The organism is Paenibacillus sp. OAS669 (assembly GCF_014873645.1).
GTDB classification, from domain to species: Bacteria; Bacillota; Bacilli; order Paenibacillales; family NBRC-103111; genus Paenibacillus_S; species Paenibacillus_S vulneris.
The window spans coordinates 489,195-513,937 of record NZ_JADBDR010000001.1 but is presented as its reverse complement, the minus strand read 5'-3'; the positions used below and the strand labels follow the sequence as shown (position 1 = coordinate 513,937).

The 24,743-nt window shown below is 48.7% G+C and carries 21 protein-coding genes; 20 read left to right on the top strand and 1 reads right to left on the bottom strand.

Annotation, left to right across the window (positions count from 1 at the left end; all coding sequences use genetic code 11):
- Positions 1–321: 321 nt before the first annotated feature.
- The 5 genes from GGC63_RS01870 to GGC63_RS01850 all read left to right on the top strand — a co-directional run bounded on the left by GGC63_RS01870 (position 322) and on the right by GGC63_RS01850 (position 5,736).
- The gene (locus GGC63_RS01870) at positions 322–1,626 is read left to right on the top strand and encodes an ABC transporter substrate-binding protein (protein WP_192700886.1); all 1,305 of its coding nucleotides are present in this window, start codon (positions 322–324) and stop codon (positions 1,624–1,626) included.
- Positions 1,626–2,534, top strand: coding sequence for a carbohydrate ABC transporter permease (locus GGC63_RS01865; protein ID WP_079908740.1), 909 nt, complete (start codon positions 1,626–1,628; stop codon positions 2,532–2,534). The genes GGC63_RS01870 and GGC63_RS01865 overlap by 1 nt, the downstream gene beginning before the upstream one ends.
- A 1-nt stretch (position 2,535) precedes the next feature.
- Complete coding sequence (locus GGC63_RS01860; RefSeq protein ID WP_192700885.1) at positions 2,536–3,357, top strand: carbohydrate ABC transporter permease; 822 nt, start codon at positions 2,536–2,538, stop codon at positions 3,355–3,357.
- Positions 3,358–3,472: 115 nt separating this feature from the next.
- Positions 3,473–4,624, top strand: coding sequence for a Gfo/Idh/MocA family protein (locus tag GGC63_RS01855; protein ID WP_192700884.1), 1,152 nt, complete (start codon positions 3,473–3,475; stop codon positions 4,622–4,624).
- Between the two features lie 20 nt (positions 4,625–4,644).
- On the top strand, positions 4,645–5,736 hold the full coding sequence (locus tag GGC63_RS01850) for a Gfo/Idh/MocA family protein (protein ID WP_192700883.1): 1,092 nt from the start codon (positions 4,645–4,647) through the stop codon (positions 5,734–5,736).
- Here GGC63_RS01850 and GGC63_RS01845 read toward each other — a convergent pair.
- Positions 5,714–6,622, bottom strand: coding sequence for an AraC family transcriptional regulator (locus GGC63_RS01845; RefSeq protein WP_079908744.1), 909 nt, complete (start codon positions 6,620–6,622; stop codon positions 5,714–5,716). The two genes, GGC63_RS01850 and GGC63_RS01845, sit on opposite strands and share 23 nt — an antisense overlap.
- Positions 6,623–6,813: 191 nt before the next feature.
- Here GGC63_RS01845 and GGC63_RS01840 point away from each other — a divergent pair, with 191 nt between their 5' ends.
- The 15 genes from GGC63_RS01840 (at position 6,814) to GGC63_RS01770 (ending at position 24,713) form a co-directional block, all read left to right on the top strand.
- Positions 6,814–7,998 (top strand): sensor histidine kinase, encoded by a 1,185-nt coding sequence (locus GGC63_RS01840; protein ID WP_192700882.1) that lies wholly within the window; start codon positions 6,814–6,816, stop codon positions 7,996–7,998.
- Complete coding sequence (locus GGC63_RS01835) at positions 7,995–8,642, top strand: response regulator (protein ID WP_079908746.1); 648 nt, start codon at positions 7,995–7,997, stop codon at positions 8,640–8,642. Before GGC63_RS01840 ends, GGC63_RS01835 begins: the two co-directional genes overlap by 4 nt.
- 114 nt (positions 8,643–8,756) lie before the next feature.
- Positions 8,757–11,846 carry an efflux RND transporter permease subunit gene (locus GGC63_RS01830; protein ID WP_192700881.1) on the top strand — a complete coding sequence of 1,030 codons (3,090 nt, stop codon included), beginning with the start codon at positions 8,757–8,759 and terminating at the stop codon, positions 11,844–11,846.
- Between the two features lie 28 nt (positions 11,847–11,874).
- Positions 11,875–13,143, top strand: coding sequence for an efflux RND transporter periplasmic adaptor subunit (locus GGC63_RS01825; RefSeq protein ID WP_192700880.1), 1,269 nt, complete (start codon positions 11,875–11,877; stop codon positions 13,141–13,143).
- 33 nt (positions 13,144–13,176) lie between these two features.
- Entirely contained in the window at positions 13,177–14,937 is a 1,761-nt protein-coding gene (locus GGC63_RS01820; RefSeq protein ID WP_192700879.1) for a hypothetical protein, read from the top strand.
- Positions 14,938–15,272: 335 nt separating this feature from the next.
- Positions 15,273–16,811 carry a spore germination protein gene (locus GGC63_RS01815; RefSeq protein ID WP_192700878.1) on the top strand — a complete coding sequence of 513 codons (1,539 nt, stop codon included), beginning with the start codon at positions 15,273–15,275 and terminating at the stop codon, positions 16,809–16,811.
- Between the two features lie 6 nt (positions 16,812–16,817).
- The gene (locus tag GGC63_RS01810; protein ID WP_192700877.1) at positions 16,818–17,996 is read left to right on the top strand and encodes a Ger(x)C family spore germination protein; all 1,179 of its coding nucleotides are present in this window, start codon (positions 16,818–16,820) and stop codon (positions 17,994–17,996) included.
- 25 nt (positions 17,997–18,021) lie between these two features.
- Complete coding sequence (locus GGC63_RS01805; protein WP_192700876.1) at positions 18,022–18,246, top strand: hypothetical protein; 225 nt, start codon at positions 18,022–18,024, stop codon at positions 18,244–18,246.
- 16 nt (positions 18,247–18,262) lie between these two features.
- Positions 18,263–19,351: a GerAB/ArcD/ProY family transporter gene (locus GGC63_RS01800; RefSeq protein WP_192701392.1), complete on the top strand. Its 1,089-nt coding sequence runs from the start codon at positions 18,263–18,265 to the stop codon at positions 19,349–19,351.
- A 143-nt stretch (positions 19,352–19,494) separates the two neighbouring features.
- On the top strand, positions 19,495–19,653 hold the full coding sequence (locus GGC63_RS01795; protein ID WP_192700875.1) for a hypothetical protein: 159 nt from the start codon (positions 19,495–19,497) through the stop codon (positions 19,651–19,653).
- 216 nt (positions 19,654–19,869) lie between these two features.
- Positions 19,870–20,658, top strand: coding sequence for a DeoR/GlpR family DNA-binding transcription regulator (locus GGC63_RS01790; RefSeq protein ID WP_079908754.1), 789 nt, complete (start codon positions 19,870–19,872; stop codon positions 20,656–20,658).
- A 181-nt stretch (positions 20,659–20,839) separates the two neighbouring features.
- Positions 20,840–22,057 carry a pyridoxal phosphate-dependent aminotransferase gene (locus GGC63_RS01785; RefSeq protein WP_192700874.1) on the top strand — a complete coding sequence of 406 codons (1,218 nt, stop codon included), beginning with the start codon at positions 20,840–20,842 and terminating at the stop codon, positions 22,055–22,057.
- Positions 22,054–22,917, top strand: a complete 864-nt coding sequence (gene aepX, locus GGC63_RS01780) for a phosphoenolpyruvate mutase (protein WP_192700873.1) — start codon at positions 22,054–22,056, stop codon at positions 22,915–22,917. Before GGC63_RS01785 ends, aepX begins: the two co-directional genes overlap by 4 nt.
- A 189-nt stretch (positions 22,918–23,106) precedes the next feature.
- On the top strand, positions 23,107–23,892 hold the full coding sequence (locus GGC63_RS01775) for a carbohydrate ABC transporter permease (RefSeq protein ID WP_225947862.1): 786 nt from the start codon (positions 23,107–23,109) through the stop codon (positions 23,890–23,892).
- The gene (locus GGC63_RS01770; RefSeq protein WP_079908758.1) at positions 23,889–24,713 is read left to right on the top strand and encodes a carbohydrate ABC transporter permease; all 825 of its coding nucleotides are present in this window, start codon (positions 23,889–23,891) and stop codon (positions 24,711–24,713) included. Before GGC63_RS01775 ends, GGC63_RS01770 begins: the two co-directional genes overlap by 4 nt.
- Positions 24,714–24,743: the final 30 nt, after the last annotated feature.

Below are 24,743 nucleotides of genomic sequence, written 5' to 3'. Positions count from 1 at the left end.
TATGCCGAGGCCTATCCGGGCCCCGGCTTTTGTACGTATTTCGAAGGACTGTACCTACGGGCATGCACTGCAAAATTGACAGCGATCAAATTAACTTTTCTCTAAATACTAATCCCAATGTTTTTTCAATACAAAAAGTCACTCAACCACAAAGTAGTGTTATTTTTTCACAAAGTAGCGTTACTTAAGTAAGCGCATTCTTGATATGCTAGGAAGCAGGAGGCGAAGTTGTGAAACGGGGAGCGCGCTAGGCAAGAAGCCCGATTTGCAAGCTAGGAGCATCATATGCTAACGAGGATTTAAAGGAAAAGGGGAGTATGTATGAGCAAGATTATGAAAGCGGTATCTATCACTATGGTTCTGGTTTTGATGACATTAATGGTAGCTGCTTGCTCCAAGAAAGAGCCGGGGGATGCCGGGAAGGCGGCCGGTGCCAAAAAGAACGCAAAGCTGGATTTCGTTTGGTTCTCGGACGGCAATGAAGGCGAGATCATGAAAGGCATCATTAAAGATTATGAGGCTAAAAACACGAATATCAAAATCAATATGATCGAGGTTCCTTTCAAGGACTTGAATACGAAGCTGAAAACGATGATCGCTGGCGGACAACCCCCTGCGCTTGCCCGCGTCACGACAGATCTTGGGGCATTCGCCAATCAAGCGGTAGATTTGAGCCAGAACAGCGGCGGTTTGGATTCCTTTACCAGTCAGTTCCTCGATTCATTGAAACCGTTCTATGTCGTCAATGGCAAAGCGGTGGCTGCTCCCATGGACGTGACGGCCAACGGACTGATCTATAACAAAACCTTGTTTGACAAAGCGGGGGTCAAAGTGCCGACATCTCCTGACAATGTCTGGACATGGGACGAGTTCTCAGCTGCCTTGAAGCAGGTTATGGACAAGGGCGGAGCCAAATACGGTCTCGTATGGGACTATACGCCGCAGCGCTGGTCGACCTTGCTGTATCAATTCGGAGGCAGCATGATGAGTCAAGACGGCTCGAAAGCGACGATCAACAACGAAGCAGGCGTGCAGGCGGCGGAATATTTTAAGAAGCTCCATACGGACGGCATCGCCCCGACATCTGTTTGGCTAGGCGGGGAAAACCCGAATAATTTGTTCCGCACCGGAACGGTTGCCGCGCATTTGGCTGGAAACTGGATGATCAGCAACTATAAAGATATTACGAACTTTGAGTGGGGCGTTACGTATATGCCGAAGGGCAAAGTGCGCTCCTCGGTGCCCGGCGGCAAATTCGCCATGGCGTTCAAAAATTCCGGCGTGGAAAAAGAAGCGACGGATTTCATCAACTACATTTCGAGCAAAGAAGTGAACTCCAAATTTACGCAAGAGGCGCTATTCCTGAGTCCGCGCAAAGACAGCGCCAAGCTGGACTACGCTTTCGGCAAAGACATGATGGAAGTGTTCTCGAACGAACTGAACAACACGGTACCGGCTGCGGCGGAGGATTGGTCCAGACAAACAGTCGTGCCGAAATTCAGCAACGATTTGAAAACGACGATATCGGAAATCGTTGCCGGAAAATCGACGGCGCAGGCAGGTCTTGATAAGATTGCCGGATTAATCGATAAAGCTATTAAAGATGAAAAGAGGGGGCAACCCTGATGTCTGCACAAGCCTCGGCCGCCAAGGCGATACAAAAAAGGAAGCGGCCCAACCCATCCATGGGTTGGATTCCGTATCTGTTTGTGCTGCCTAACTTGCTCATTTTCACCACGTTTATCGTCATTCCTATGATTACCGGGTTTGTCTATTCATTTCATGAGTATGACGGATTGAATCCGATGGAATTCGTCGGTCTGGATAATTACAAAGAGCTGTTTACCAACGGAGAGTTTTGGACGGCGCTGGGAAAAACGGCCCTCTATGCGCTTATCGTAGTGCCCTTGATTTACTGCTTGTCGCTCGCCGTAGCGATGATGCTGATTCAGCCGCTCAAGTGGAAAGGCCTGTTTCGCTCCGTCTTTTATTGGCCTACGATGATTTCTTATATCATTGTCGGTTTGACGTGGAAATGGATTTTCGGTGATTTCGGCGTTTTGAATTACTTCCTGACGCTTTTTGGTATCGAACCCGTTCATTTTTTGTCCGATTCCTTTTTTGCGAACGGTTCCGTTATTATCGCCACCGCCTGGTCACGTCTTGGATTTTATATGGTCATTTTTATGGCCGGATTGCAAGCCATTCCGACCGATTTTTACGAAGCGGCAAGACTGGATGGGGCTTCCAAGCTTCGGGTATTCCGGAGCATTACACTGCCGCTGCTCAAGCCGACGACCGTTCTTGTCATTATGCTTTCCCTGATCGAGGCGGTAAAGGCCTATCCTCTATTGTTTGCTCTGACAGGCGGCGGACCGGGCAAAGAAACGACGTATGTCGTGCAATATATCTATGAAACCGGCTTTGCCAAGCAGGAGCTGGGGATGGCCAGCGCCATGTCGGTGCTGCTGTTTATTCTGATTTCGCTGTTTACCGCATTGCAGTTCAGATTGTCCAAGGGAGGCGCCGACTAACGTGGAACTGAAAACATCTGCCAAAATATCCTTGTACCTTCTTCTGTTTGTATTGGCTGCCGCATGGCTGTTTCCCGTGCTTTGGATCGTCCTCTCGTCCTTCAAGACGAACAACGATTTGTACAGCTTTCCTCCGCGGTTTTGGCCCGAGCCGTTTACGTTCGAGCACTTTACCGATGCTTTCGAGAAGGGTAATTTCGGCCGGTACTTTATGAACAGTGCCATAGTAACGATTAGCTCGACGGTGCTGCTGCTGCTGATCAACTCGATGGCGGGGTTCGCGCTGGCAAAATACAAATTTAAAGGAGATACCCTGCTGCTTGTCGGATTCGTGTCTACATTGATGATTCCGCTTGAGGTAATTATGATCCCGATCTTTAAGGTGCTCAGCTTTCTGGGTCTGTTCAACACCCTGCTGGCTCTTATTATTCCTCCTGCGGCCACCCCGACCGGGGTATTTCTGATCAGACAGTACTTGCTTAGCGTTCCGGACGAGCTGCTGGAAGCAGCGCGGATGGACGGGGCAACCGAATGGCGGATTTATTCGCGGATCATTTTGCCGCTGTGCAAGCCCATATTATCGGTTCTTGCGATTTTCTCTTTTATGTGGCGGTGGGACGATTTTCTATGGCCGTTGATCGGCATCAGCGATCCGTCCTTGTATACCATTCAATTGGCCCTGTCCAACTTTATGGGGGAATTCAATGTGGACTGGGGCAGTCTGCTCGCGATGTCTGTTATTACGATGATCCCGGTACTTGTTGTATTCATTATTTTCCAACGCCAATTTGTGAGCGGAATGGTGACATCCGGCATGAAATAACGGCAGGGTCTGTAAGAAACCGCAAAGTAGTATTATTTTTAAACAAAGCAGCATCACATGGGGCCCTGTATTATTGATATGCTGGGAGCAACCAAACGATGGGAGGCATAAGAACGTGTTGAGGGTAGCTATTATCGGAGCGGGCGCGATTTCAGCGGCGCATATGGAAGGGTATTTGCAATTTCCGGAGCGATGCCGCATTGTTGCAGTCAGCGATATTTATGTTGAAAAGGCGCAGGAGCGCATCGACCAGTTCGGGCTTGAGGCCCGGGCGGTCAAGGATTACAAGGAGCTTTTGCAGGAGGATATCGATCTCGTCTCCATCTGCACGCCGCCCTATACGCATGCGGAATTGGCTGTCCAATTTATGGAAGCCGGTGCTCATGTTCTGGTGGAGAAGCCGATGGCTTCTTCTCTTGAAGAATGCGACAGGATGAATGAAGCGGCTCGAAGGACAGGCAAAATGCTATCCGTAGTGGCGCAGAACCGGTTCAAAACGCCCATGATGAAAATGAAAGCGGTTCTGGAGAGCGGCCTCATCGGAAAAGTCCTCCATGTGCAGGTCGATTCGTTCTGGTGGCGGGGACACTGCTACTACGATCTGTGGTGGCGCGGAACCTGGGAGAAGGAAGGGGGAGGGCCGACCTTAAACCATGCCGTGCATCATATCGACGCACTGCTCTGGATGATGGGAAGTCCTGTGGAGCTGCAGGCTATGATGAGCAATGTTGCGCATGACAATGCGGAGGTCGAGGATCTTTCGATCGGCATGCTCCGGTATGCGGACGGCGCTCTGGGACAGCTGACCAGCTCGGTTGTCCATCATGGCGAAGAGCAGCAGCTCATCTTCCAAGGGGAAAAAGCGAGGGTTTCGGCCCCATGGAAGGTGACCGCGTCCAACTCGCGAGCGAACGGGTTCCCCGAGCCGAATACAGCGTTGGAAGCTCAGCTTCAAGCTTTGTATGACGGGCTGCCCGAGGTGGCCTATGAAGCGCATACGGGACAAATCGATAATGTATTAACCGCTGTAGAGACGGGCGCTCCCGTGCTGATTGACGGTATTAGCGGCCGCCAGACCCTGGAGCTCATCACCGCGATCTACAAGTCGGCCAGCACCGGCGAGAAGGTCAAGCTTCCGCTTACCGAACAAGATCCGTTCTACACAAGAAGCGGGGTTCAAGCTAATGCCACGCGATTTTATGAGAAAAAAACGTCGATTGAAAATTTCGCGTCACAGTCGATTACAACGGGAAGCACTTATCAATAAAAAAAGGGGATCTATAGAACATGCAAAAGAGTGACGGAATGAATTACGCGCCGAAAGGCAATTTTAATGCGGTCTGCGGGCCCGGAGAGTTCATCTTCGCTGCGGCGGCACTGGACCATGGACATATTTACGGCATGTGCAACGGATTGAGGGAAGCGGGCGGCCAGTTAAAATGGGTGTATGACCCGGATCCGGCGAAAGTGGAGGCATTCGTGAACGCTTATCCCGAAGTTCGGGCGGCCCGCTCGCTAGAGGAGATTTTGCAAGATGACGAGGTCAAGCTGGTCGCTGCGGCCGCCATTCCTTCGGACCGCGGACATCTCGGGCTTCGCGTCATGGATCATGGCAAAGATTATTTCACGGACAAAGCGCCTTTCACGACACTGGAGCAGCTGGAGGCGGCCAGGAAGAAGACGGCCGAGACCGGACGTAAATATGCGGTCTATTACAGCGAGCGTTTGCATGTGGAAAGCGCGGTTTATGCCGGGCAGCTTGTCCAGCAGGGGGCTATCGGCCGTGTCCTTCAGGTGATTGGCTTGGGGCCGCACCGGATCAACGCCGGCAGCAGACCGGACTGGTTCTTTGAGAAGGAGAAGTTCGGCGGTATTCTGTGCGATATCGGCAGCCATCAAATCGAGCAGTTCCTTTATTTCACCGGGGCGAAGGATGCCAAGGTTGTCCACAGCAAGGTCGCTAATTATCATTACCCTCAGTACCCCAACTTTGAAGATTTTGGCGATGCGACGTTGATCGGAGATAACGGAGCGACCGGTTATTTCCGCGTCGATTGGTTGACGCCCGACGGGTTAAGCACCTGGGGGGACGGGCGTTTGACGATCCTCGGTACGGATGGATACATCGAGCTTCGCAAATATGTGGATATCGCCCGCGATCAGACAAGCGACCACGTCTATTTGGTGAATCAAGAGGGTGAGCATCATTTTGCCGTAAACGGAAAAGTCGGCTTCCCTTACTTCGGACAGCTGATCCTGGATTGCCTCAACCGCACGGAGACGGCGATGACGCAGGAGCATGCCTTCAAAGCGGCGGAGCTGTGCCTGATTGCCCAACGCGATGCGATCGATATTGTTAAAAGTCAGGAGTTGTCGTAAAGACGGATTGGTTTTGCCACTGCTTCCGGTATTGATGCGGTGTGACGCCCAGTTGTTTTTTAAATGTTTTGCAAAAAAAGGAGCAGTTGGGCATCCCGACGGATTCCCCGATGTACGCTACGGATTGATCGGTGGAGATAAGCAGCTTCACGGCTTGCTGCATCCGCCTCGCGATCACGTAGTCGGAAATGCTGGAGCCTGTGCACTCCTTGAACAAGTGGGATAGATGGTGCGGAGACAGATGCAGCTCTCCCGCCATCTTCTCCAGACGAAGCGGTTCAGTATAATGCCCCTCCAGCCAGGCGAGAATTCGCTCGGCTTGGTGGGGTTTTCGCGTTACGCTCTTGCTGATCTGGCCCTTGCTTTTTTGCTCCCAAAGCGGCTTGAATTCGCGGAAGAACGAGATGAGAAACAAGGAGTATTCTTCGAGCGCATCTTTTTTGTTTAAAGCGGGCAGTCTATGCTCCATGCTTTGCAGCAGCGAGTGAAACTGCATCGACGGTTCAAGCTGATACAGGCATGGATATGGCAGCTTGCTTGTATGAATATGTCTGAAAAAAGCCGCCAGGCTGGGCCATTTCTCGAAATAAGCTTCATAGAGCGAAGGCTCAAACTGAATGATGGAGCGAATGAAAGGCGTCTGCCGGGTAACTTCCATTTGGATATGATGCAGTTGATAAGGCTGAAAGAGACAGAGCGTGCCCGAGGTGACTTCGTAGCTTTTCTGATCGACGATCAGCGTTCCTTTCCCTTCATGGACTATCAATATTTCAATGCCTTGATGGGCATGGAACGTGCCTCGAAACGGCTCGATTTCCGTGCTTTGTCTTTTGTAGGCAAAATAAAGCTTAAGCTCATTCAAGTCGAGAGATTCAATATAAGACATATCCTTCACTCCTTATCCCTTTTAGCTTACAAAAATAAAGGGGAGTAGGCAAGGAGCAGCGAAAGCCGAAACCTGTCCGGGATTCGGCTTTTGTTTGTATTTTCGAGAGACTGTACCTACGGGCATGCACTAAAGTACAAGTATTAAGGGGAAAATAATACTATAATGAAACTATAGAAAGAGGTGATACTATGGAATCTGGCCCAAGCCATGAACAACTATCTGTTTCAAGAGGTCCCATTCTGATATGGGTGAGCCTGGTCTATATCGCTGTGATTATTATACAAATGACATCCGCTCCATTATTAGGCCAAAGTTTGCTTTTTACGGGACTGATGTGCCTTCATGTCGGGTTGTATTGGTTTTCAAGCAAGCTTGTCGCCAAGATGGCGTGGATTTATATTGTTATTCAGGGCCTCGTAATCCTGGTATGCGCATATGTGATGCCGCGCGGGTTTGAAGCCGTTCTCATAGGCTTGTTCCCGATATTGATCGGTCAAAGCGTTGGAGTGTATTACAACGTGTTAAAAGTTTTTTTCGTGTGCCTGTTTGTGTATATTTTATACTATCTTTCTTTCGTTTATATTAAAGAAGCGAATTACCCGCTGTTTTTTTTGAGTTTTCTAATCTTGAACACGATTATTACCGTTGCCTATGCTACGTTGTTTTTTCAACAGGTGCACGCCCGAATTCGAACGCAAACGTTTCTTCGCGAGCTGGAGCATACCCACCGGAAAGTAGAGGAGCTGACCTTGGCCAACGAACGTCAAAGAATGGCAAGGGATCTGCACGATACGTTGGCGCAAGGCCTGGCAGGGCTCATTATGCAGTTAGAGGCGGTAGATGCCCATTTGTCGAACAACAATATACGAAGGGCTCAGGACATCGTGACACAGTCTATGGCTCAAGCAAGAAGAACACTGGGCGATGCCAGAGGAGCCATTGACGATCTGCGCTCCAAGCCTGCAGCGGAAACGGATTTTGCTGAAGCTGTCCGCGAAGAAATCCAACGTTTCACAAATGCTACAGGCATCCATGTGACCTCGGACATAAGAATTCAAGCTCCATTATCCGGTCTCATCATGGAACACGGGCTGCATCTCGTAAGTGAGGGATTGACCAATATAGCACGGCATGCGCAAGCCGAACGAGCCTGGATCGAAGTAATCACTAGCAGCGATTCCCTTCTGATCGGGATCCGGGATAACGGCATCGGATTTAACACCCATACAATTGGTAAACAACCTAGTCACTATGGTTTACTGGGGATGATGGAGCGCACCCGATTAATAGGAGGAACATTGGATATCAGCAGCGGGACTGAAGGCACTCACATTGAGGTCAAGGCTCCGCTTAGGAAAGGAGATTTGTCATGAAACATCAAGTGCTGATCGTGGATGATCATTTTGTCGTTAGAGAAGGACTCAAGCTAATACTGGAAACCAATGATCAATTTCAGGTCATCGGGGAAGCGGAGAACGGAGAGGTGGCATTACGTTTGCTGGAAGAGCTGCGGCCCGACGTGATCCTGATGGATTTGAATATGCCCAAAATGAGCGGTCTGGAAACAATGCAGGTGTTAAAAGAAAGACAGTATGACGTTCCTGTCATTATTCTTACCACCTATAACGAGGATGAGCTGATGATAAGGGGGCTGGCGTTGGGAGCTAAGGGGTACTTATTGAAGGATACCGGCCGCGACCATTTGTTTCGAACGCTTGAATCGGCCATAAGAGGAGAGACGCTGCTTCAACCGGAAATTACGGCTAGAGTATTTGCCATGAAGGAGCAGGACATGACTCCTGTCTCCAAACCTGAAAAACCGATGATGTCCGAAAAGGAGCTGATCATCCTGCAGGCCGTCGCACGGGGCTTTCGAAGCAAAGAGATCGCGTTCGACATGGGGATCTCCGAACGGACCGTCAAGGCGCATCTGACGAATATTTATAATAAGCTTGGCGTAGATTCCCGTTCCGAAGCTGTAGCGGTTGCTGTGGAGCGCGGAATTCTGCACCTTTAATGCCCGATCGTACATAAGGCGTCTGCCCTTAGGTACGATTTTTTTTGTGCTCAAAACCTATAAGATGAGGAGGCAGAGCTAAATGTAATCGAAGGTTACGAAAGGAGTGCAGGAATGAATCAATTAACGCGTTTTTCCATGAAAAACGTTTCGGCGTTGTTCATCATTGTGATCATGCTTTTTGTTGGCGGATTTTATTCAACGACCAAGCTGAAAGTAGAAAACATGCCCGATGTGTCGTTCCCGGTTTTGGTTGTATCGACAACTTATGCGGGTTCGCCGAAGGATGTAATGGATGAGATTACCGATCCGATTGAAAAAAAATTGGCGAATGTGGAGGATCTGGATTCCATGTCCTCGACATCCAACGATAATTATTCCACTATCATTCTCATGTTCAAACAGGGAGTGGATATGGACAAGAAAAAGACGGATGTCCAGGATCTGCTGGCCGAGGTGACACTGCCTCAATCGGCAGGCACGCCCAAGGCTTCAACCTTCGGGGCGGCGTCAGCCCCTTCCAATTATCTGGTCGCCTATGCCGGCAATGGCATGAGCCAGAGCGAGCTGGATAAAGATTTTAAAGACATCATCAAGCCAGGCCTGGAAGGGATCAAGGGAGTCGACCATATCGATTTCATCGGCAACCGCGAGACATCGCTGGATATTCAACTGGATGCGGGCGCGCTGGATTTCTACGGTCTGTCCCCGTCGCAAGTCAGCAATGCCATTAATGCGGCTGCAACCAAGAGCCCGATCGGCAGCGTGGAGATTAGCGGAAACAGCAAAATGACCCGGGTCACAGGCGATCTCCAAAGTCTGTATGACCTGGAACGAATGGAAATAACAACCTCAAAAGGAATTGTAACTCTTAATCAATTGGCGAAAGTCAAGGCTATCTCCGAATCGAAATTTAAAGGAAGACTGGACGGGCAGCCTGCTATTGCCATGATTTTATATAAAGCTAGCAGCGCGAATGCGGTGGATTTCTCCGATGCCATTCATAACAAGCTTCAAGAATGGCAAACTACGCTGCCGAATATTACGTTCAAAAATACGTTTGACAGCGCGGATGAAATCAAGCATTCGATAGATGGCTTGATTCGTGAAGGTATAGTAGGAGCCATTTTGGCAGCGGTCATGATTTTGTTATTTTTACGTAATGTCCGGATGACCCTAATCGTTCTCGTATCGCTGCCGCTGTCCATATTGATTACCTTGCTGTGCATGTATGAGCTGGGAATCACGCTCAATACGATGTCGCTGGGCGGCATATTTATGGCCATAGGACGGGTCGTTGACGATTCGATCGTCGTCATCGAGAATATTTACGCCAAGCTGGAAAAAGCTCATGAACGGAATGAATCCGTCATTGCCTTGGCCACCAAAGAAGTATCGTCCGCCATTACGTCTTCGACGTTGGCGACCGCGGGCGTGTTCGTTCCGTTGGCGCTGGTTTCCGGCTTTATTGGAGAATTTATCAAGCCGTTCGCAATAACGATCGTCTGTTCTCTATTGGCCTCCTTGCTTGTTGCTTTAACGGTGATCCCTATGCTGGCGAAGATACTGGTACTGCGGGGGAAACCGCCGAAGGCGCATCATGACGATTCCAAGCCATCCGGGTTGACTGAGTTCTACGAGAAGGCGCTCATCTGGAGCTTGAAGCATCGTATCAAGATGCTGCTTCTATCAGGTCTCGTGTTTGTGGCTACGATTGTCGTTACTGTTCCTTCGCTATCGGTATCGCTGATGCCGAGTGCAAAAACGTCCCAAACGATGTACTTCCAAATCAAGATGCCTTATGAAACCTCGTATGAATCAACTGACGCTAAGACCAAAGAGCTTGAAACGATCTTGTCGGATAAAAAAGATTCGAACGGCGAACCGGTGTTTACATTTGTCGAAGCTTTGGTAGGGTACGCCGGCGATGATAAAGAACGAACTCCTTACGCGTCGCAAATTTTCGTTGAATTGAACGATAAGGTTGACGCTGACAAAGTGAAAGATCAGGTCAAAGCTTTCATCCTTTCCGAGCTGCCTGCCGGCTCTGAAGTAGAGCCCAAATCGATGGGAGGAAGCATGGGGACATCGCCCGACTTTGAGTACAGCCTACAAGGGGAGGACCAGCTTCAATTAGAGAAAGCGGCGGCGATGGTAAAAGCCAAGCTTAACACGATACCTGAGCTTACGGAAGTGGAGGACAATCTCAGTGACGCCAAGACGGAGATCGAGATTGCCGTTGACCAGAGCAAAGCCAGAGCGTTCGGCTTAAATCCCGCAACCGTGAGAGACACGGCGCGCGCGTGGATCCAGGAGCAGAAGCTGGGCGACTTGAAATTTGACAATATCGTCTATGCCACCAAGGTGTCTATGGATAAATCGGACAAAGATACGCTCGAAAAGCTGGGCAACATTCCGTTGAAGAGCGATAACGGCTCGGTTGTTTTATTGAAGGAAGTCGCTAAAGTGAATGAAATCAAAGGAGCTGCGTCATTGACGCGCGAAGGCCAGCAGCAGCTTGTCAAAGTGACCGCCAAAATTACCGGACAAGATAAAGGCGGCATCAGCGCCAAAGTCGGGCAAGCTCTGAAGGAGCTGGAGCTTCCAGACGGGGTAACGCCGAAAGCCGGCGGGATAACGGACGATATTAACGAAAGCTTCTCCCAATTGTTCGTTGCCATGGCTGCAGCCGTGCTTATCGTTTACATGATCATGGTTCTGGCCTTTGGCAATGCGAGCGCACCGTTCGCCATCCTGTTCTCGCTTCCGCTTGCCGCTATCGGCGGACTGCTGGGTCTATTCCTTACAGGTGAACCGCTTAATGCCACCTCCATGATAGGATTTCTGATGCTTATCGGAATTGTGGTCACCAATGCCATTGTCTTGATAGATAGAGCGCAGCAGCTACGGGAAGAAGGCTTTATAGTTCGCGATGCGTTAGTACAAGCCGGTAAAGTGCGGTTACGTCCCATCATTATGACTGCCGGAGCGACCATTGTCGCACTGCTCCCGCTCGCGCTGGGATTTTCAGGTGAAGGGGTTCTGATCGGCAAAGGACTCGGTATCGTAGTTATCGGAGGCTTGCTGACATCTACGGTGTTGACACTGGTTGTCGTTCCGATTGTCTACGAGCTGATCGAGCATATGAAGCTTGGAATCGCAAGGAAATTAAAGCGGCAGACAAGCAATGAATTCCAAGCATAATAGATAGAGATATAGAGGAGGTTTTCCGATGAAGAAGGCTTGTCGGGGGAGAAAAGGGAAAAAAAGAGCGGTTTTATTACTAATGTTCATTGCAGCGGTCATCGCGACGTCAGGCTGTTCCGTAGGCGCAGGTCCGGCAACCGTGCAACTGGAGCCAAGACCGGTCAAGACGGAGCTGATCAAGAAACAGACGATCGGCGCGCCTATAGAGCAAGTAGCGGAAGTTAAGGCGGGAACGACGCTGGATGTTGTCGCCAAAGCGAACGGGGAAGTGGTGAACGTTCTGAAGAAGCGCGGAGATTATGTTGAAAAAGGAGACGTGCTGTTTGTCATCGACAGCAAGGAAGCTGAAATCTCCAAAAGGAAAAGCGAGGTTGCGCTTCAAAATGCACAGGAAGCATTAAAGAAAGCAAAGGATGACAAAGCCATCAATCATCAAAGCTTGCAGGATGAGGTTACTCGCACACAGACCGCTTTGCAAAATGCGCAGCAGGATTACAATAAGCTGCGAAACGATTTCGACTCGGGTGTCATCACGCAGCACGAGGTCGATCAAGCGAAGCAAGCGGTGGATAATGCGGCGATGAATTTGCAATCCGCTCAGAACAAGCTGAACGCCAATGATAATTCCAATTCGTTGGCATCCTACGAAACTCAGCTTCAAACAGCGCAGCTGACTCTCGATGAGGCTGCTATGTCCTTAGAGAATTACAGTGTGAAAGCGCCTGGAAGCGGTGTTTTAACCGATTTTAATGTTGTGGCGGGCCAAGTGGTATCGTCTTCCTCAGGGAAAATAGGCCAAGTCCAGCAGATCGATCCGATCAAAGTGACGGCCGAATTGTCGGAAAACAATGTTCAGCTGGTTAGAGGGAAGCAGGAGCTTGTATATTATGACCCCGATAATCTCTCGGTCAAAGGAACGGCCAAAATCAGCTATTTGGCGCCCATTATGAGCGCAGCGACCAAGACGTACACGCTGGAGCTGGAGATTCCGAACACAAACCGGCAGCTTCAACCGGGCAAAAGATTCATGGTTCAGCTTACGACGGAAGTGGAAGAGCAAGTTATTGCCGTGCCTACGTTAAGTGTGATCCGCGAAGACTCCGACGCCTACGTTTTTGTGCAGCAAGGCAATCAGTATCAGAAGCGTAAAGTTTCGCTTGGGCGTATTAACGGGGAGTATCAGGAGGTGCTGACCGGTGTTAAAGACGGCGAGCAGCTCGTTGTAACCGGACAGCATACGCTCAAGGACGGCCAACAGGCTGAACCTGCGGCACCGGCAACGAATGCCAAATAAGCATGGAACATCATCAAGAAGGAGCGGTAGATCATGAAGAATAAAACGTGGAAAACGAGTCTTACAGCCATGCTGCTAAGCGCAGCGATGATTCAGTCAAGCGTCCCGGCTCTTGCGGCTTTGGCCCCGGAACCGGCTGTATCGGCGACAAGTAGCAACTATGGGTTAACGGACGACATTCGCGCCGCAATCAAGAATGTTTCCGTCATTCCAACGGTATCGGGATCGCAAATTGCAGCAACAGTGCGTCTGTATAACGGAGGGGCTGCCCAGAACCGGGTGCCGGAACATGAGCTCCGCGTGCTAACGACGAGCGGCGTAGAGTACAAGCTTGTCCCGAGTGCAAATAACAAGACGGCTTTGCAGCCTAAGGAAATTAGCGAATTGGTGTATATGGCGACGGTGGAGAGTAAAGAGATTACCAGTATTGACCAGCTATCGTTTGTTCATACCGATGTTTATACGTATCCGAAGCAAGAAACCACGCTGCTCTCCATGCCCGCAACGTCAGTATGGTACGGGAATAACGGAACGAATCAGATGGTTTCGCTGCGATGGGGCCAGCCTTTCAGCATCCCGGGAGTCAATTCGGATCTGGTGTACACGCCCGCCGAAGTTTCTAAACAAAGCGCGAGCGCAGCTCCTGCGGCATCGGCTGAAGCTTCCAAGCAAAGCACGGTTGCCGGGCCAGTCCTTCTGGTCACTTTATTGGCCGAAAATCCGAGTGCAGGCCGGCAAATGATCCCATCATTTCGGATCGACGCGCGATCCGGCCAAAAAACGTACGAAGGCAAACGTTCAGAAACCGATCCGGTTTCGTTGGAGGCAGGCGAAAAAGCGTATATTCATTTTTCCATCCCGGTTGATCAGGATGCAGCCATGACGGATCTGCTCGTGGTTTCGACAGATGCGTTTATTTCCAAAACGGGGAATCAGGAAGTGCCCATTTCCACAGGAAAAGCGGCCATAGCTTGGCCGACAGCGGATCAAATGAAAAGTCCTGCGGTGTCGTATACGATGGGAGCCCCCATCCCTTTCGATTCCTTAACCAAGGTGATCGATAAACAAACTGAAGTTTCGCTGGTGGAGCTCCATTTGCACGAAAACCCGGAATCCGGGTACAAAACGGCCATTGCCAAGCTCAAATTTACGAATAACGGCAGTTCTCCCGTCTCTATGCCGGAGCTTCAAGCTGAATTGGCCGATAGCAACGGCTTAACCTTCACAGGTGTGCGTCAAACGAACGTATCTCCAACACTGGAACCCGGATTAAGCTACATTGCAGCCTACTCCTTTCATCTGCCTCGTTCCGAGAGCGGCGATCAATTCCAATTAAAGCTTCTTGATCCGATTACGGCAGCTCCTTACAAGACAACTGTCGCTTCGATTCAAACGGGGGCGCAGCAGGAAGAGGGCGGGGATACGTTCTCCATGTATCCGTATGATATTACACTGAATGATTATAGCGTCAGCTACTCGACCATGGCCGGTAATCCTATTACCTATACGTACAAGATTAATGTTGATATGGATATCAAACAGAAGGAGAATGTCGTTGTCGATACGAATTTCCCGATGCTGCGATTCGAAATCGTCGATCCTGCGGGCCGGATTGTCGGCACGACGGACGCTTCCTTTACGGGTCCCAAAAAATTGATCAGCGGCAAACAGAAGATCGATTCGAACAGCATCCAATCCGACGAATTCTCGTCTCCAATTACCGTGAATATGTACGAAGTCATTACGACGCCGAACGGCGAAGCTGAACGTTTGGTCAAGAGTTTTCAACAATAGCCTGCCCTTAAAGTGAAAGCGGGCCTACCAAAGAACCTTCCTTTTATGCCGGAAGGTTCTTTTATTTAGAGGAAAATGTAGATTTCATCGTATGTTCTCATCATAAGGAGCTACACGAATAACCTCAGCAATGCCCATTCTACTTCCCTCCAATTTATTATTTGGTATATTGTACGGTGCGAAACAAATGGAAACAACAAAATGATTGGCAGCCTGTGATGGGGTACGGGTGCTGCTGGCGGAAGTTGGAATGAAAAGCCGTTATATGGATAAAATAATGGTGCGTTTACAAGATGAAACGGCCAGTAAAGGAATCGATTGGCAGGGAGAGTGCTATGCGGACACGAAATTCTACCCGTAACGTCAGCTTCGAATCCGATGATCACACGGCATTGGGTCCGGAATTGGAACGTAATGTTGAGGCACTCAAACAGGTGTTGGGTGAAGCCGACGATGTTTCGTTCCGCTCCTTCTTGATAGCCGGAAGGGTTAGGGCGGAGCTTGTCAGCATCCCCGGCATGTCGGACAAGCAGGAGATTGACAACAGTGTACTAAAGCCGCTTATGCAATCCCAGGACGTGGTGTGTGCCGATTTGCAAACGGTTAAGCACAGACTTTTGCACGTCGTGTCCGCCGATGAGGCTTCGACCGTTGAGGAATGCGCGGGACAATTAATCAAAGGGTATCCCGTGCTTCTGATTGACGGTTGCACCGGTGCTTTACTGCTTGGAATTCCCCAATGGGACAAGCGCAGCGTAGAAGAGCCGAAGACCGAACCGTCGCTTCGGGGGCCGCGAGAAGGTTTTACTGAATCGATTGAGACCAATCTGTCGCTGTTGCGGCGCAAAATCCAGAGCGTCAAGCTAAAGCTCAAATCGCAAAAGATCGGCCGCTATACAGGGACGGAAGTCTATATCGCTTATATGGATGACCTGGCTAAGCCTTCCTTGCTGCAAGAGGTGCAAAATCGACTCGAACGCATTGATCTGGACGGTGTACTGGAATCCGGATACATCGAAGAACTGACGGAAGACAGCCCGTTCTCGCCGTTTCCTCAACAGCAATTTACAGAACGGGTCGATATAGCGGCTGCTAGTTTGCTCGAAGGCCGTATCGTTCTGCTGGTTGACGGTACGCCCGATGTGCTGATCGTACCCGCGACACTTGCGACACTTCTACAGGCTGCGGACGATTATTACAACCGAGCGTTATACACCAGCGTTCTGCGCTGTTTACGCTACATAACGTTGCTCATTTCCATGATTCTTCCGGCGATGTACGTCGCGATTTTGAATTTTCATCATGAAATGGTACCGGGCAAATTATTGACCAGCATTGCTTCCGCACGTGAGGCAATTCCGTTTCCGACGTTCGTGGAGGTGATGATGATGCAGCTCGCGTTCGAGGTGCTGCGAGAAGCTGGGCTTCGCCTTCCGCGGCAGATCGGTTCGGCCGTTACGATAGTCGGTGCGCTTGTCGTCGGTGAAGCTGCAGTATCGGCGGGGCTCGTGTCGGCGCCGATTGTCATCATCATCGCGTTCACGGGTATTGCGGGATTTACGGCTCCCCATTATTCGTTGGAGCTCGCCATACGCCTTTTGCGGCTGCCGCTGATCGTGTTAGGAGGGACGCTAGGCATGCTTGGAGTTATGTTCGGAATAATAGCTGTTGCCATCCATTTGTGTATGCTTCGTTCCTACGGCGTCCCTTATTTATCTCCGTTTGCGCCATTTGAGGCAAGTGAAATGAAGGACACAGCGATCCGGGCTCCAAGGTGGAAAATGACGATGCGTCCCGGTTTTTCGAGTATGCGAAGCCGCCGACGACTCGCCCGGGGACAGAAACCGGAGCCCGGTAAAGGAGGCAGAAGCTAAAGGAATATGGTGAGTAAATGGGCATCTTCCTGGATATTTGCCTGCAAATGGCTTACATTCGCGATGGTCGTGACAGCTTTGCTTTTGTCGACTGGCTGCTGGGACCGAAAGGAAGTGAACGATCTGGCGATCGTAACGATCGCCGGGATAGACCGGAAAGACAACGGGGAGATCGAGTTGTCAGTGGAGATCGTCGTGCCTAAGCAGGAAGGCGGCAAGACACAGATAAGCGGCAACGCTTCTAAAGAAAGCGGTCCAACTTTAATCTGGTCCGCTTCAGGAGCTACGGTTGCTGACGCAGTCTCCAAGCTGCAACGCAAGCTATCTCGCGCCATCTATTGGGGGCAACTGGAGCTGTTGGTCGTAGGGGAAGCGTTGTCCCGCGATCGTTTTCGGGAACAGTTGGATTATATCGTGCGCGACAATAATATTCGCCTGAGGGTGCAGCCGTTCGTCTGCAAGGGGGCCGTGAGCGATTTTCTCGCTTCTGCCTCTCCACTCGAACAAACAAAAGCGGACTTTCTGGGTGGTGAAGCTGATCGCGTCTTCCATCGGTCGATAACGCTTAACCTCTTGGTGCAAGGGCTTGGTAAAAATACGCAATCGGCAATGCTGCCATACCTCGATATCACACAGGAGGGTAACAAAAGTATACCCTATGTGAAAGGTTATGCCGTATTTTCCCGCGAGCGTATGGCTGGAGTGATCCAAGGGGATTCGTTCTCGGGAGCGAAGTGGATACTTCATCAAGTTAAAGGTGATATCGAGACCGTGAAGATGAGGAAGCCCATTTCGTCACTCATATCAATTGGCATTCTTTCATCCAGCACCCAGCTCGTTACTGAATTGCAGGAGGGAATGCCAAGAATTGAGGTCGGGATTGAAGCCGAGGTGAACGTCGTTCAAAATACAACTCGCTTTAAAACGTCTGATCCGAATTTCATCCGTCAAGTCGAAAAATCGGCATCCGACGACATACGACGCAATGTAGAGACCGCAATTAAGCAATCCCAAGAGATGGGGGCTGACATTTTCGGTTTCGGCGAAGTGATTAATCGCCGTTATCCTGGAGAATGGCAACAATTGCAAGACCGCTGGGACATGATTTTTCCTTCTATGCAAGTCAAAGTGGAGGTCAAGGTGAACGTTCGACATATCGGGATGTACAACGAGCCCACCGGATGAACCGCAATAAGAGGTGTGAGAGCCAGTGACTTGGTTGAACTTAACTGGGGTAACGTGCGTAACCGCGTTGATGGTTTGGGCCGAATGGCGCGGTCTCGAATTCGATTGCAAGAAGGAACGAGCGGCCTTAATTGCCATCGCTGCCGCCGGCTGGCTTGTAGCCGTGCTAGTCCTTGTTTTTCCGAATATGCCCGGACCGATCGAGCTATTCAACAATATACTCAAACCGCTAGCCAGCGGGTTAAAGTGAGGGGAGAGGTTTGCTGATGGTAGAGGGAGGGAAAATTTCCGCATCACAGCTAGGGCTTCTTTTTTATGCGGTCGCCGCTTACGATGGAATCCTTTTTATTCCGAGGATAACGGGGGAGGAAGCCGGACGAGATCTGTGGCTATCGCCGATCTGGGCTCATTTGATCGGTTTGCTCTTCGTGCTTGCGATGCTTTGGCTTAGCCGTATGTTTCCGACGGAAACCATCATACAGTACAGCAGGCGTATACTTGGTTCGTGGTTAGGCAAAGCGGCGGGCCTTACTGTGATCATTTACGGTGTCAATTTGACTTCTGTCGTCTTGAGAGAGTATGGCGACTTCATTTCTGTCGTCTTTTTGCAAAAAACGCCGGCTGTTGTTGCTATAGGGGGGATGCTGCTTCTTGTGTCCTTCGCGGTCAGGGGGGGCGTGGAGGTGTTGGGTCGGTTGGCGCAGCTGTTCCTGCCGATCACGTTCTTGGTGTTCGGGCTGCTAGTCGTCTTATCGGTTCCCGATTGGGACGTAAATCGTATTTTGCCGATTATGGGTAAAGGGATCGCTCCTTCCGCTAAGGGGGCCATCATCCCCTTAAGCTGGTTCTCCGGCTATTTGATGCTTGGATTGTACTTTCCTTTTGTGTCAGATCAGAGGAAAACGACGAGGTACGTAATAATAACCTGGTTTGGACTCATGGTTACGCTGTCCGTCTCTGGGCTTGTATCGGTTTTACTGTTCGGCAAGCATGCTCATACGTTGAATTATCCGTTCATTGAGGTTGTTCGCTATATTGGGGTTGGGGAATTCTTCCAGCATATTGATGCTTTAATGTTGGCTGTTTGGCTTCTCGGTACGTTCGTTCAATTGACCTCCTATTTGTATACTGCATCGTTGGGGGTGGCCCAATGGCTCGGGCTCAAACAATACCGGGCACTGGTTTTCCCGATCGGCTTTTTTATTCTCGCAATCAGCATGTGGGGACCTTCCAGTGTAGACGTTTTCGAGACCTACTTGGGAACGAGTCAAGTCGTGTTCGATTTCTTCTATGTTGCTCTCGGCCTGCTCCTATTCGTAACGGCATGGATTCGGGTTAAAATTCTCCAAAATTAATATGAACAACTATGTCGTCATAGAACAATCATATGGAATAGAACAATCATATGGAGAAAAATTACAAAGGTTTCATATAATATTCCAAAAAGCTGATGTTCACCTTTGGCCTCAAGGGGAACACATGGAACGTGAGGGGAAGCATGGATTTTTATGTTGTAGATGTTTTTGCTGAAGAAAAATATCAGGGAAATCAGTCAAATGTGAATATTGCCGCCAAATTAACAAATGGGACCTATGATATCCAGATTGGCGGTAAGGTACAACTGGTTGCAAAGGGAGACTGGTTACAAAGTATCTAAAAACGGTTATGGCCCAAAAGGAAAGTTCAGTGTTGAGGTACTACATATGAAGAATCTTTTGTGTGGTTTTTATGTTGTAAGTTCCAAGTGAATTTATTAAATGAACGATATTACGTTGTAATTAAATTGTAAATGATGTTATTTCCCGTGGATTCTTCGGTGTGATTCGATTAAGATAAATGTAATGGAATGACATACAAAGTGTGGAGGGTAAGGATGCATTCTTCCTATAGCGATGTAGAGAAAAGAAGGAAAGAGATCTTAAAGGAACTAGAAGAACATGACAAAGTCTATGTAAAAGAGCTTGCTGAGAAATTCGGCGTGACAACTGAGACCATTCGTCGAGACATGGACAAGCTGGAGAGTCAGAATAAATTAAAAAAAATATTTGGCGGTGCGATCAAAACGAGCCATCAAAAGCTGGAATGGGCATATAACGACCGGGAGTCGCTTAATCTGGAGGTCAAAAGAAAACTGGCGGCCGAGGCAGCCAAATGGGTGGAGGACAACGATATTATATTTCTCCAGGCAGGGAGCACCATCGCCCAAATGCCATCATTTTTAAGAGACAAGAAGGAGCTTACGGTAGTCAGCAATTCCGTTCCGATCATTTTTGAATTTGCTCAATATAAACGAAATGGAGAGTTTGACGGGCGAGTGATTCAGATTGGCGGGGAGCTTCAAGTTTCTTCGATGGGGATGTCGGGTGTACTCGCTCAAGACATGTTAAGGGACATTACTGTAAATAAAGCTTTTTTTTCCTGCGGAGGCTTTACTCCTGAAAATATCAGTACGTTTCAAAGTGAGAGCGCAGTAATGATGAAAATTTTGTTGGCACAAAGCCAAAAGAAGGTGCTGGTAGCGGATGCATCTAAAATAGGAGTCAAACATCTATATAAAGTAGCAAATTTACATGAAGTGGACATCATTATTACGGATACGGATTTGCCTGAAGAATGGAAATCATACATCGAATTATCCACATTAAAATGGGTTTCTACCTAAATTCAAGTGATTTAAGATAAAGCAACACGTCGTTTGGAAACAAACGGCGTGTTGTTTTTATTTTGTAATATATTTGTTTTATGATAATTTACAATATATTTACGTTGTTTTTACGCTTGTATTACATTTGTGTGATAAGATTTATTTGTAAAAACAACATGAAACGAAAGGGGCAACAACGTTGAATTACCAACTTAGTCATCGTGTTAGTGCGTTAAATCCTTACATCGGAGCGGAATTAAGGGATAAAGTCGAAGCACTCCGCAGATCGGGACGCAAGCTCATAGCTCTTAACGTGGGCGAACCAGATTTTTCCACACCGGTCCATATCGCTCATGCAGGTATAGAAGCAATAATTAAAGGCGTAACGAAATATACCCCGGTGCAGGGTACATATGAAGTTCGGCAAGCAGTCTGTGAAAAACTCAAGCGGGACAACGATCTTAGTTATGCCCCGGAGGAAGTGATAATCACCACTGGGGCCAAACAGGCAGTAGCCAATGTGTTGCTCTCGATTTGCAACGAGGGGGACGAAGTTCTTTTACCGATTCCCTGCTGGGGGAGCTACCCGGAAATGATCGCGCATGCAGGGGCGGCTCCCGTGTTTGTTGAAACCGATCCGGAACAAGATTTCGGACTAAGCGTGAAGCGACTGGAAAGTAAAGTAACTTCCAAGACGCGAGCTATTTTGCTCACAAATCCCAACAATCCGACCGGAACGGTGCTTAATCGAGAAACGTTGTATGCCATTGGCATGATCGCCGTTCGTCATCATCTCTACATTATCGCGGATGAAATCTATGAACATTTAATCTACGGCGATAAAGTTCCTTCGATCGCATCGTTAAGTGAGGAAATTAAATCGCTGACGATTACGATAAACGGGTTATCCAAGGCGTTCTCCATGACAGGCTGGCGAATCGGTTACGCCTGCGGCCCACTGCCTGTGATTCGTGCAATGACAATCATTCAAAGCTATACGACCTCCAATCCAAGTTCGATCGGTCAATATGCAGCGATTGCCGCACTCAAAGATGAAGGTGACTCGGTAAAGGAAATGACAAAGTCTTTTGATGAACGGAGGCAATATCTGATTCGTGAAATTCGATCGATTCGAGGATTGACATGTCCCAATGCAAGAGGCGCATTTTACTTGATGGTTGATGTGTCCCGGTATTTTGGTTCTGTTTATGAGAAGGGGACGATCGCCAATAGCAAGGACTTTGCCGAATACTTGTTAGAGCAAGCCGGCGTCGTTGTGACGCCAGGGGAAATGTTTCAGGCTCCCCGGTTTATTCGGCTTTCATACGCCACATCTATGACGCAATTGCAAGAGGCAGTTACATTGATTAAGGCGGCGTTGTCTCAATTGGTAATGGGAGAGGAGGATCCGAAATGAATCCATCATCGTTACGTTCATTGTTAGAAGAGGGACGATTGCTCCGATTTTTAGAGGCGCATAACGGATTGACGGGATTAATTGTAGATCGGGCGATGGCGACACTCGAGAATGGACAAACCAAGGCTTACGATGGCATGTGGTTAAGCAGTTTATGCGATTCCACTGCTAAAGGAAAACCGGATATCGAACTTGTTGATTTTACCTCCCGACTCGAAACTTTGCATCAAATTCAGGAAATATCTACAAAACCTATTATTCTCGATGGGGACACCGGCGGTCAAATTGAACATCTGGTATTTCATATCAAGACCTTGGAAAGATGGGGCGTCTCAGCCATCATTCTCGAAGATAAGATTGGTTTGAAGAAAAATTCTTTATTCGGAACGGAGGCCGATCAACAACAAGACAGCATCACTCATTTTCAAAGCAAAATTAGAGCATGCAAGCAAGCACAAGTTCATTCGGACTTTATGGTGATAGCGCGTATTGAAAGTTTGATTTTGAACAAAGGTTTGCCGGATGCTTTGCAGCGGGCCGAAGCGTATGTGCAAGCGGGGGCGGACGGGATATTAATCCATAGCAAAAAGGAACAGCCAGATGAAATCTTTGCTTTTCTGCGGGAATTCAAACTGCAGTTCAAGGATATCCCCGTCGTTGTAGTACCCAGCACATTTTCAAGTGTGACGGAGACGGAGCTGGAGTCAGCGGGAGTGAATATCGTCATTTATGCCAATCATTTGCTGCGCAGCGCTTATCTATCGATGAACAGGGTAGCCCATACTATCCTGCAGCAAGGAAGAGCTTACGAAGTGGAATCCGAATGCGAGCCAATTCCAAATATTATTCGAATTCTGTGAGTCATCAATGGATACAAAGGAGTGCATATGGATAATCATAGGGTTTTGGGAAAGCAGAGGGGTTTGAGCGAGCCATCGGTGAAACGCAAAAAAAGTATAGTCAAATGGGCGTATGCGAACTTAACCGCTTATTTATTAGTTTTTCCAGCTATTGTTCTACTTTTTATATTTCATCTTTATCCGATGTGTATGACATTTTTTCTGAGCCTGACGGATTGGAATCTGATTGCCCCTGATTTTAATTGGATTTTCGCAGGCAATTATACGAAGATGCTTACCTCGTCCGAATTTTGGAAGGTCGTTGGAAACACGTTTATATTTGGTGTCTTCTCGGTAGGCTTTACAGTCTTGCTGGCTACTGTACTTGCTGTTGTACTGGACGAAAAACTGCGGGGCGTCAAGTTATTTCGTTCGGTCGTATTTTTGCCCTACATTACACCCATGGCAGCTATTGGAACCCTATGGGTATGGATGTACAGCCAGGATTTCGGTCTTATCAACTGGGCGCTCGGTTTGTTCTCCATTCCTCCTGCCCCCTGGCTGGCAAAGCCGGGGTGGGCAATGGTTGCACTAATCATCACGAAAGTATGGAAGGTGGTTGGCTACTACATGGTGGTTCTGCTTGCCGGCAAGCAGAACATAGCAGAATCGCTGTATGAAGCGGCCAAGATGGATGGAGCAGGAAAGCTGCAGTTGTTTAAACATATTACAATGCCATTGCTCTCTCCATATATCTTTTTTGTTCTTATTGTCGCATTAATTGGCGCTTTTGAGGATTTTGATCTTCTGTATTCGATGACGCGAGGCGGGCCTGCTGAAAGCACAAATATGATGATTTATTACATTTACCAGCATGCCTTCGATTTTTTTGATATCGGCTATGCTTCTGCAGCTGCGACAGCACTTTTTGTTATCCTTCTGCTCATTACATTTATCCAGATGAAGGTTTCCAAAAGGTGGGTGCACTATCAATGAGATGGCAGCAATTTGTATTTCGATGGTTCGGATACGCCTTTTTGAGTCTTTTTTCATTCATAATGCTATTTCCTTTTGTTTGGTTGTTGAGCACTTCATTAAAGAGCTTCGATCAGGTGTACGTGTTTCCGCCGACCTTGATCCCGGAAGTATTCCGCCTGGAAAACTACGTAGAAATATGGAAGTCGGCTCCGCTGCTTCGGTATCTATTCAATAGCCTGTTTACAGCAAGCGTCATTATTATAGTGCAACTGCTTCTGATCATCCCGGCGGCTTATGCTTTTGCCAGACTACGGTTCAAAGGAAGCGGCATTCTTTTTCTCTCGGTTCTGGCTACCATGATGATCCCGAACCAAATTACGTTTATCCCTAATTTCTTGACGATCAAACAATTGGGCTGGGTAGATACGTATGCCGGTTTGATCGCGCCATTCAGCGTGAGCGCCTTTGGCATATTTATGCTGCGGCAAGCCTTTATGCAAGTACCGAAGGAGTTGGAGGAAGCCGCCATTCTCGATGGCTGCGGACACGCCAGAATCATGCGCCATCTCATGCTCCCTTTGTCAGGAGCCGCCGTTGTGACGTATATATTGTTGTGCTTTATCAAGAGTTACAATGAATTGTTCTGGCCGCTTATTGTGACCAATAATGAAAATTTGCGAACGGTTCAGTTAGGACTGACGCGATTTATTACAGAAGGGGGAACACAGTGGAATCTGGTCATGGCCGTCGCTACAGTCATTATCGCGCCATTGGCCGTACTGTTCATTTCCATGCAGAAGTTTATTGTTAAAGGCGTGGCCACTACGGGTTTAAAGTAAGAGACAGGCTATTAAAATAACGAGGTGAAA

Excerpts from the sequence above, each read along its gene's own strand:
- GGC63_RS01775 (WP_225947862.1), top strand. The coding sequence starts at position 23,107 with ATGACATTTTTTCTGAGCCTGACGGATTGGAATCTGATTGCCCCTGAT.
- GGC63_RS01845 (WP_079908744.1), bottom strand. The coding sequence starts at position 6,622 with ATGTCTTATATTGAATCTCTCGACTTGAATGAGCTTAAGCTTTATTTT.
- aepX (WP_192700873.1), top strand. The coding sequence starts at position 22,054 with ATGAATCCATCATCGTTACGTTCATTGTTAGAAGAGGGACGATTGCTC.
- GGC63_RS01830 (WP_192700881.1), top strand. The coding sequence starts at position 8,757 with ATGAATCAATTAACGCGTTTTTCCATGAAAAACGTTTCGGCGTTGTTC.
- GGC63_RS01840 (WP_192700882.1), top strand. The coding sequence starts at position 6,814 with ATGGAATCTGGCCCAAGCCATGAACAACTATCTGTTTCAAGAGGTCCC.
- GGC63_RS01870 (WP_192700886.1), top strand. The coding sequence starts at position 322 with ATGAGCAAGATTATGAAAGCGGTATCTATCACTATGGTTCTGGTTTTG.
- GGC63_RS01820 (WP_192700879.1), top strand. The coding sequence starts at position 13,177 with ATGAAGAATAAAACGTGGAAAACGAGTCTTACAGCCATGCTGCTAAGC.
- GGC63_RS01835 (WP_079908746.1), top strand. The coding sequence starts at position 7,995 with ATGAAACATCAAGTGCTGATCGTGGATGATCATTTTGTCGTTAGAGAA.
- GGC63_RS01795 (WP_192700875.1), top strand. The coding sequence starts at position 19,495 with ATGGATTTTTATGTTGTAGATGTTTTTGCTGAAGAAAAATATCAGGGA.
- GGC63_RS01790 (WP_079908754.1), top strand. The coding sequence starts at position 19,870 with ATGCATTCTTCCTATAGCGATGTAGAGAAAAGAAGGAAAGAGATCTTA.
- GGC63_RS01865 (WP_079908740.1), top strand. The coding sequence starts at position 1,626 with ATGTCTGCACAAGCCTCGGCCGCCAAGGCGATACAAAAAAGGAAGCGG.
- GGC63_RS01850 (WP_192700883.1), top strand. The coding sequence starts at position 4,645 with ATGCAAAAGAGTGACGGAATGAATTACGCGCCGAAAGGCAATTTTAAT.
- GGC63_RS01770 (WP_079908758.1), top strand. The coding sequence starts at position 23,889 with ATGAGATGGCAGCAATTTGTATTTCGATGGTTCGGATACGCCTTTTTG.
- GGC63_RS01815 (WP_192700878.1), top strand. The coding sequence starts at position 15,273 with ATGCGGACACGAAATTCTACCCGTAACGTCAGCTTCGAATCCGATGAT.
- GGC63_RS01825 (WP_192700880.1), top strand. The coding sequence starts at position 11,875 with ATGAAGAAGGCTTGTCGGGGGAGAAAAGGGAAAAAAAGAGCGGTTTTA.
- GGC63_RS01810 (WP_192700877.1), top strand. The coding sequence starts at position 16,818 with ATGGTGAGTAAATGGGCATCTTCCTGGATATTTGCCTGCAAATGGCTT.
- GGC63_RS01800 (WP_192701392.1), top strand. The coding sequence starts at position 18,263 with ATGGTAGAGGGAGGGAAAATTTCCGCATCACAGCTAGGGCTTCTTTTT.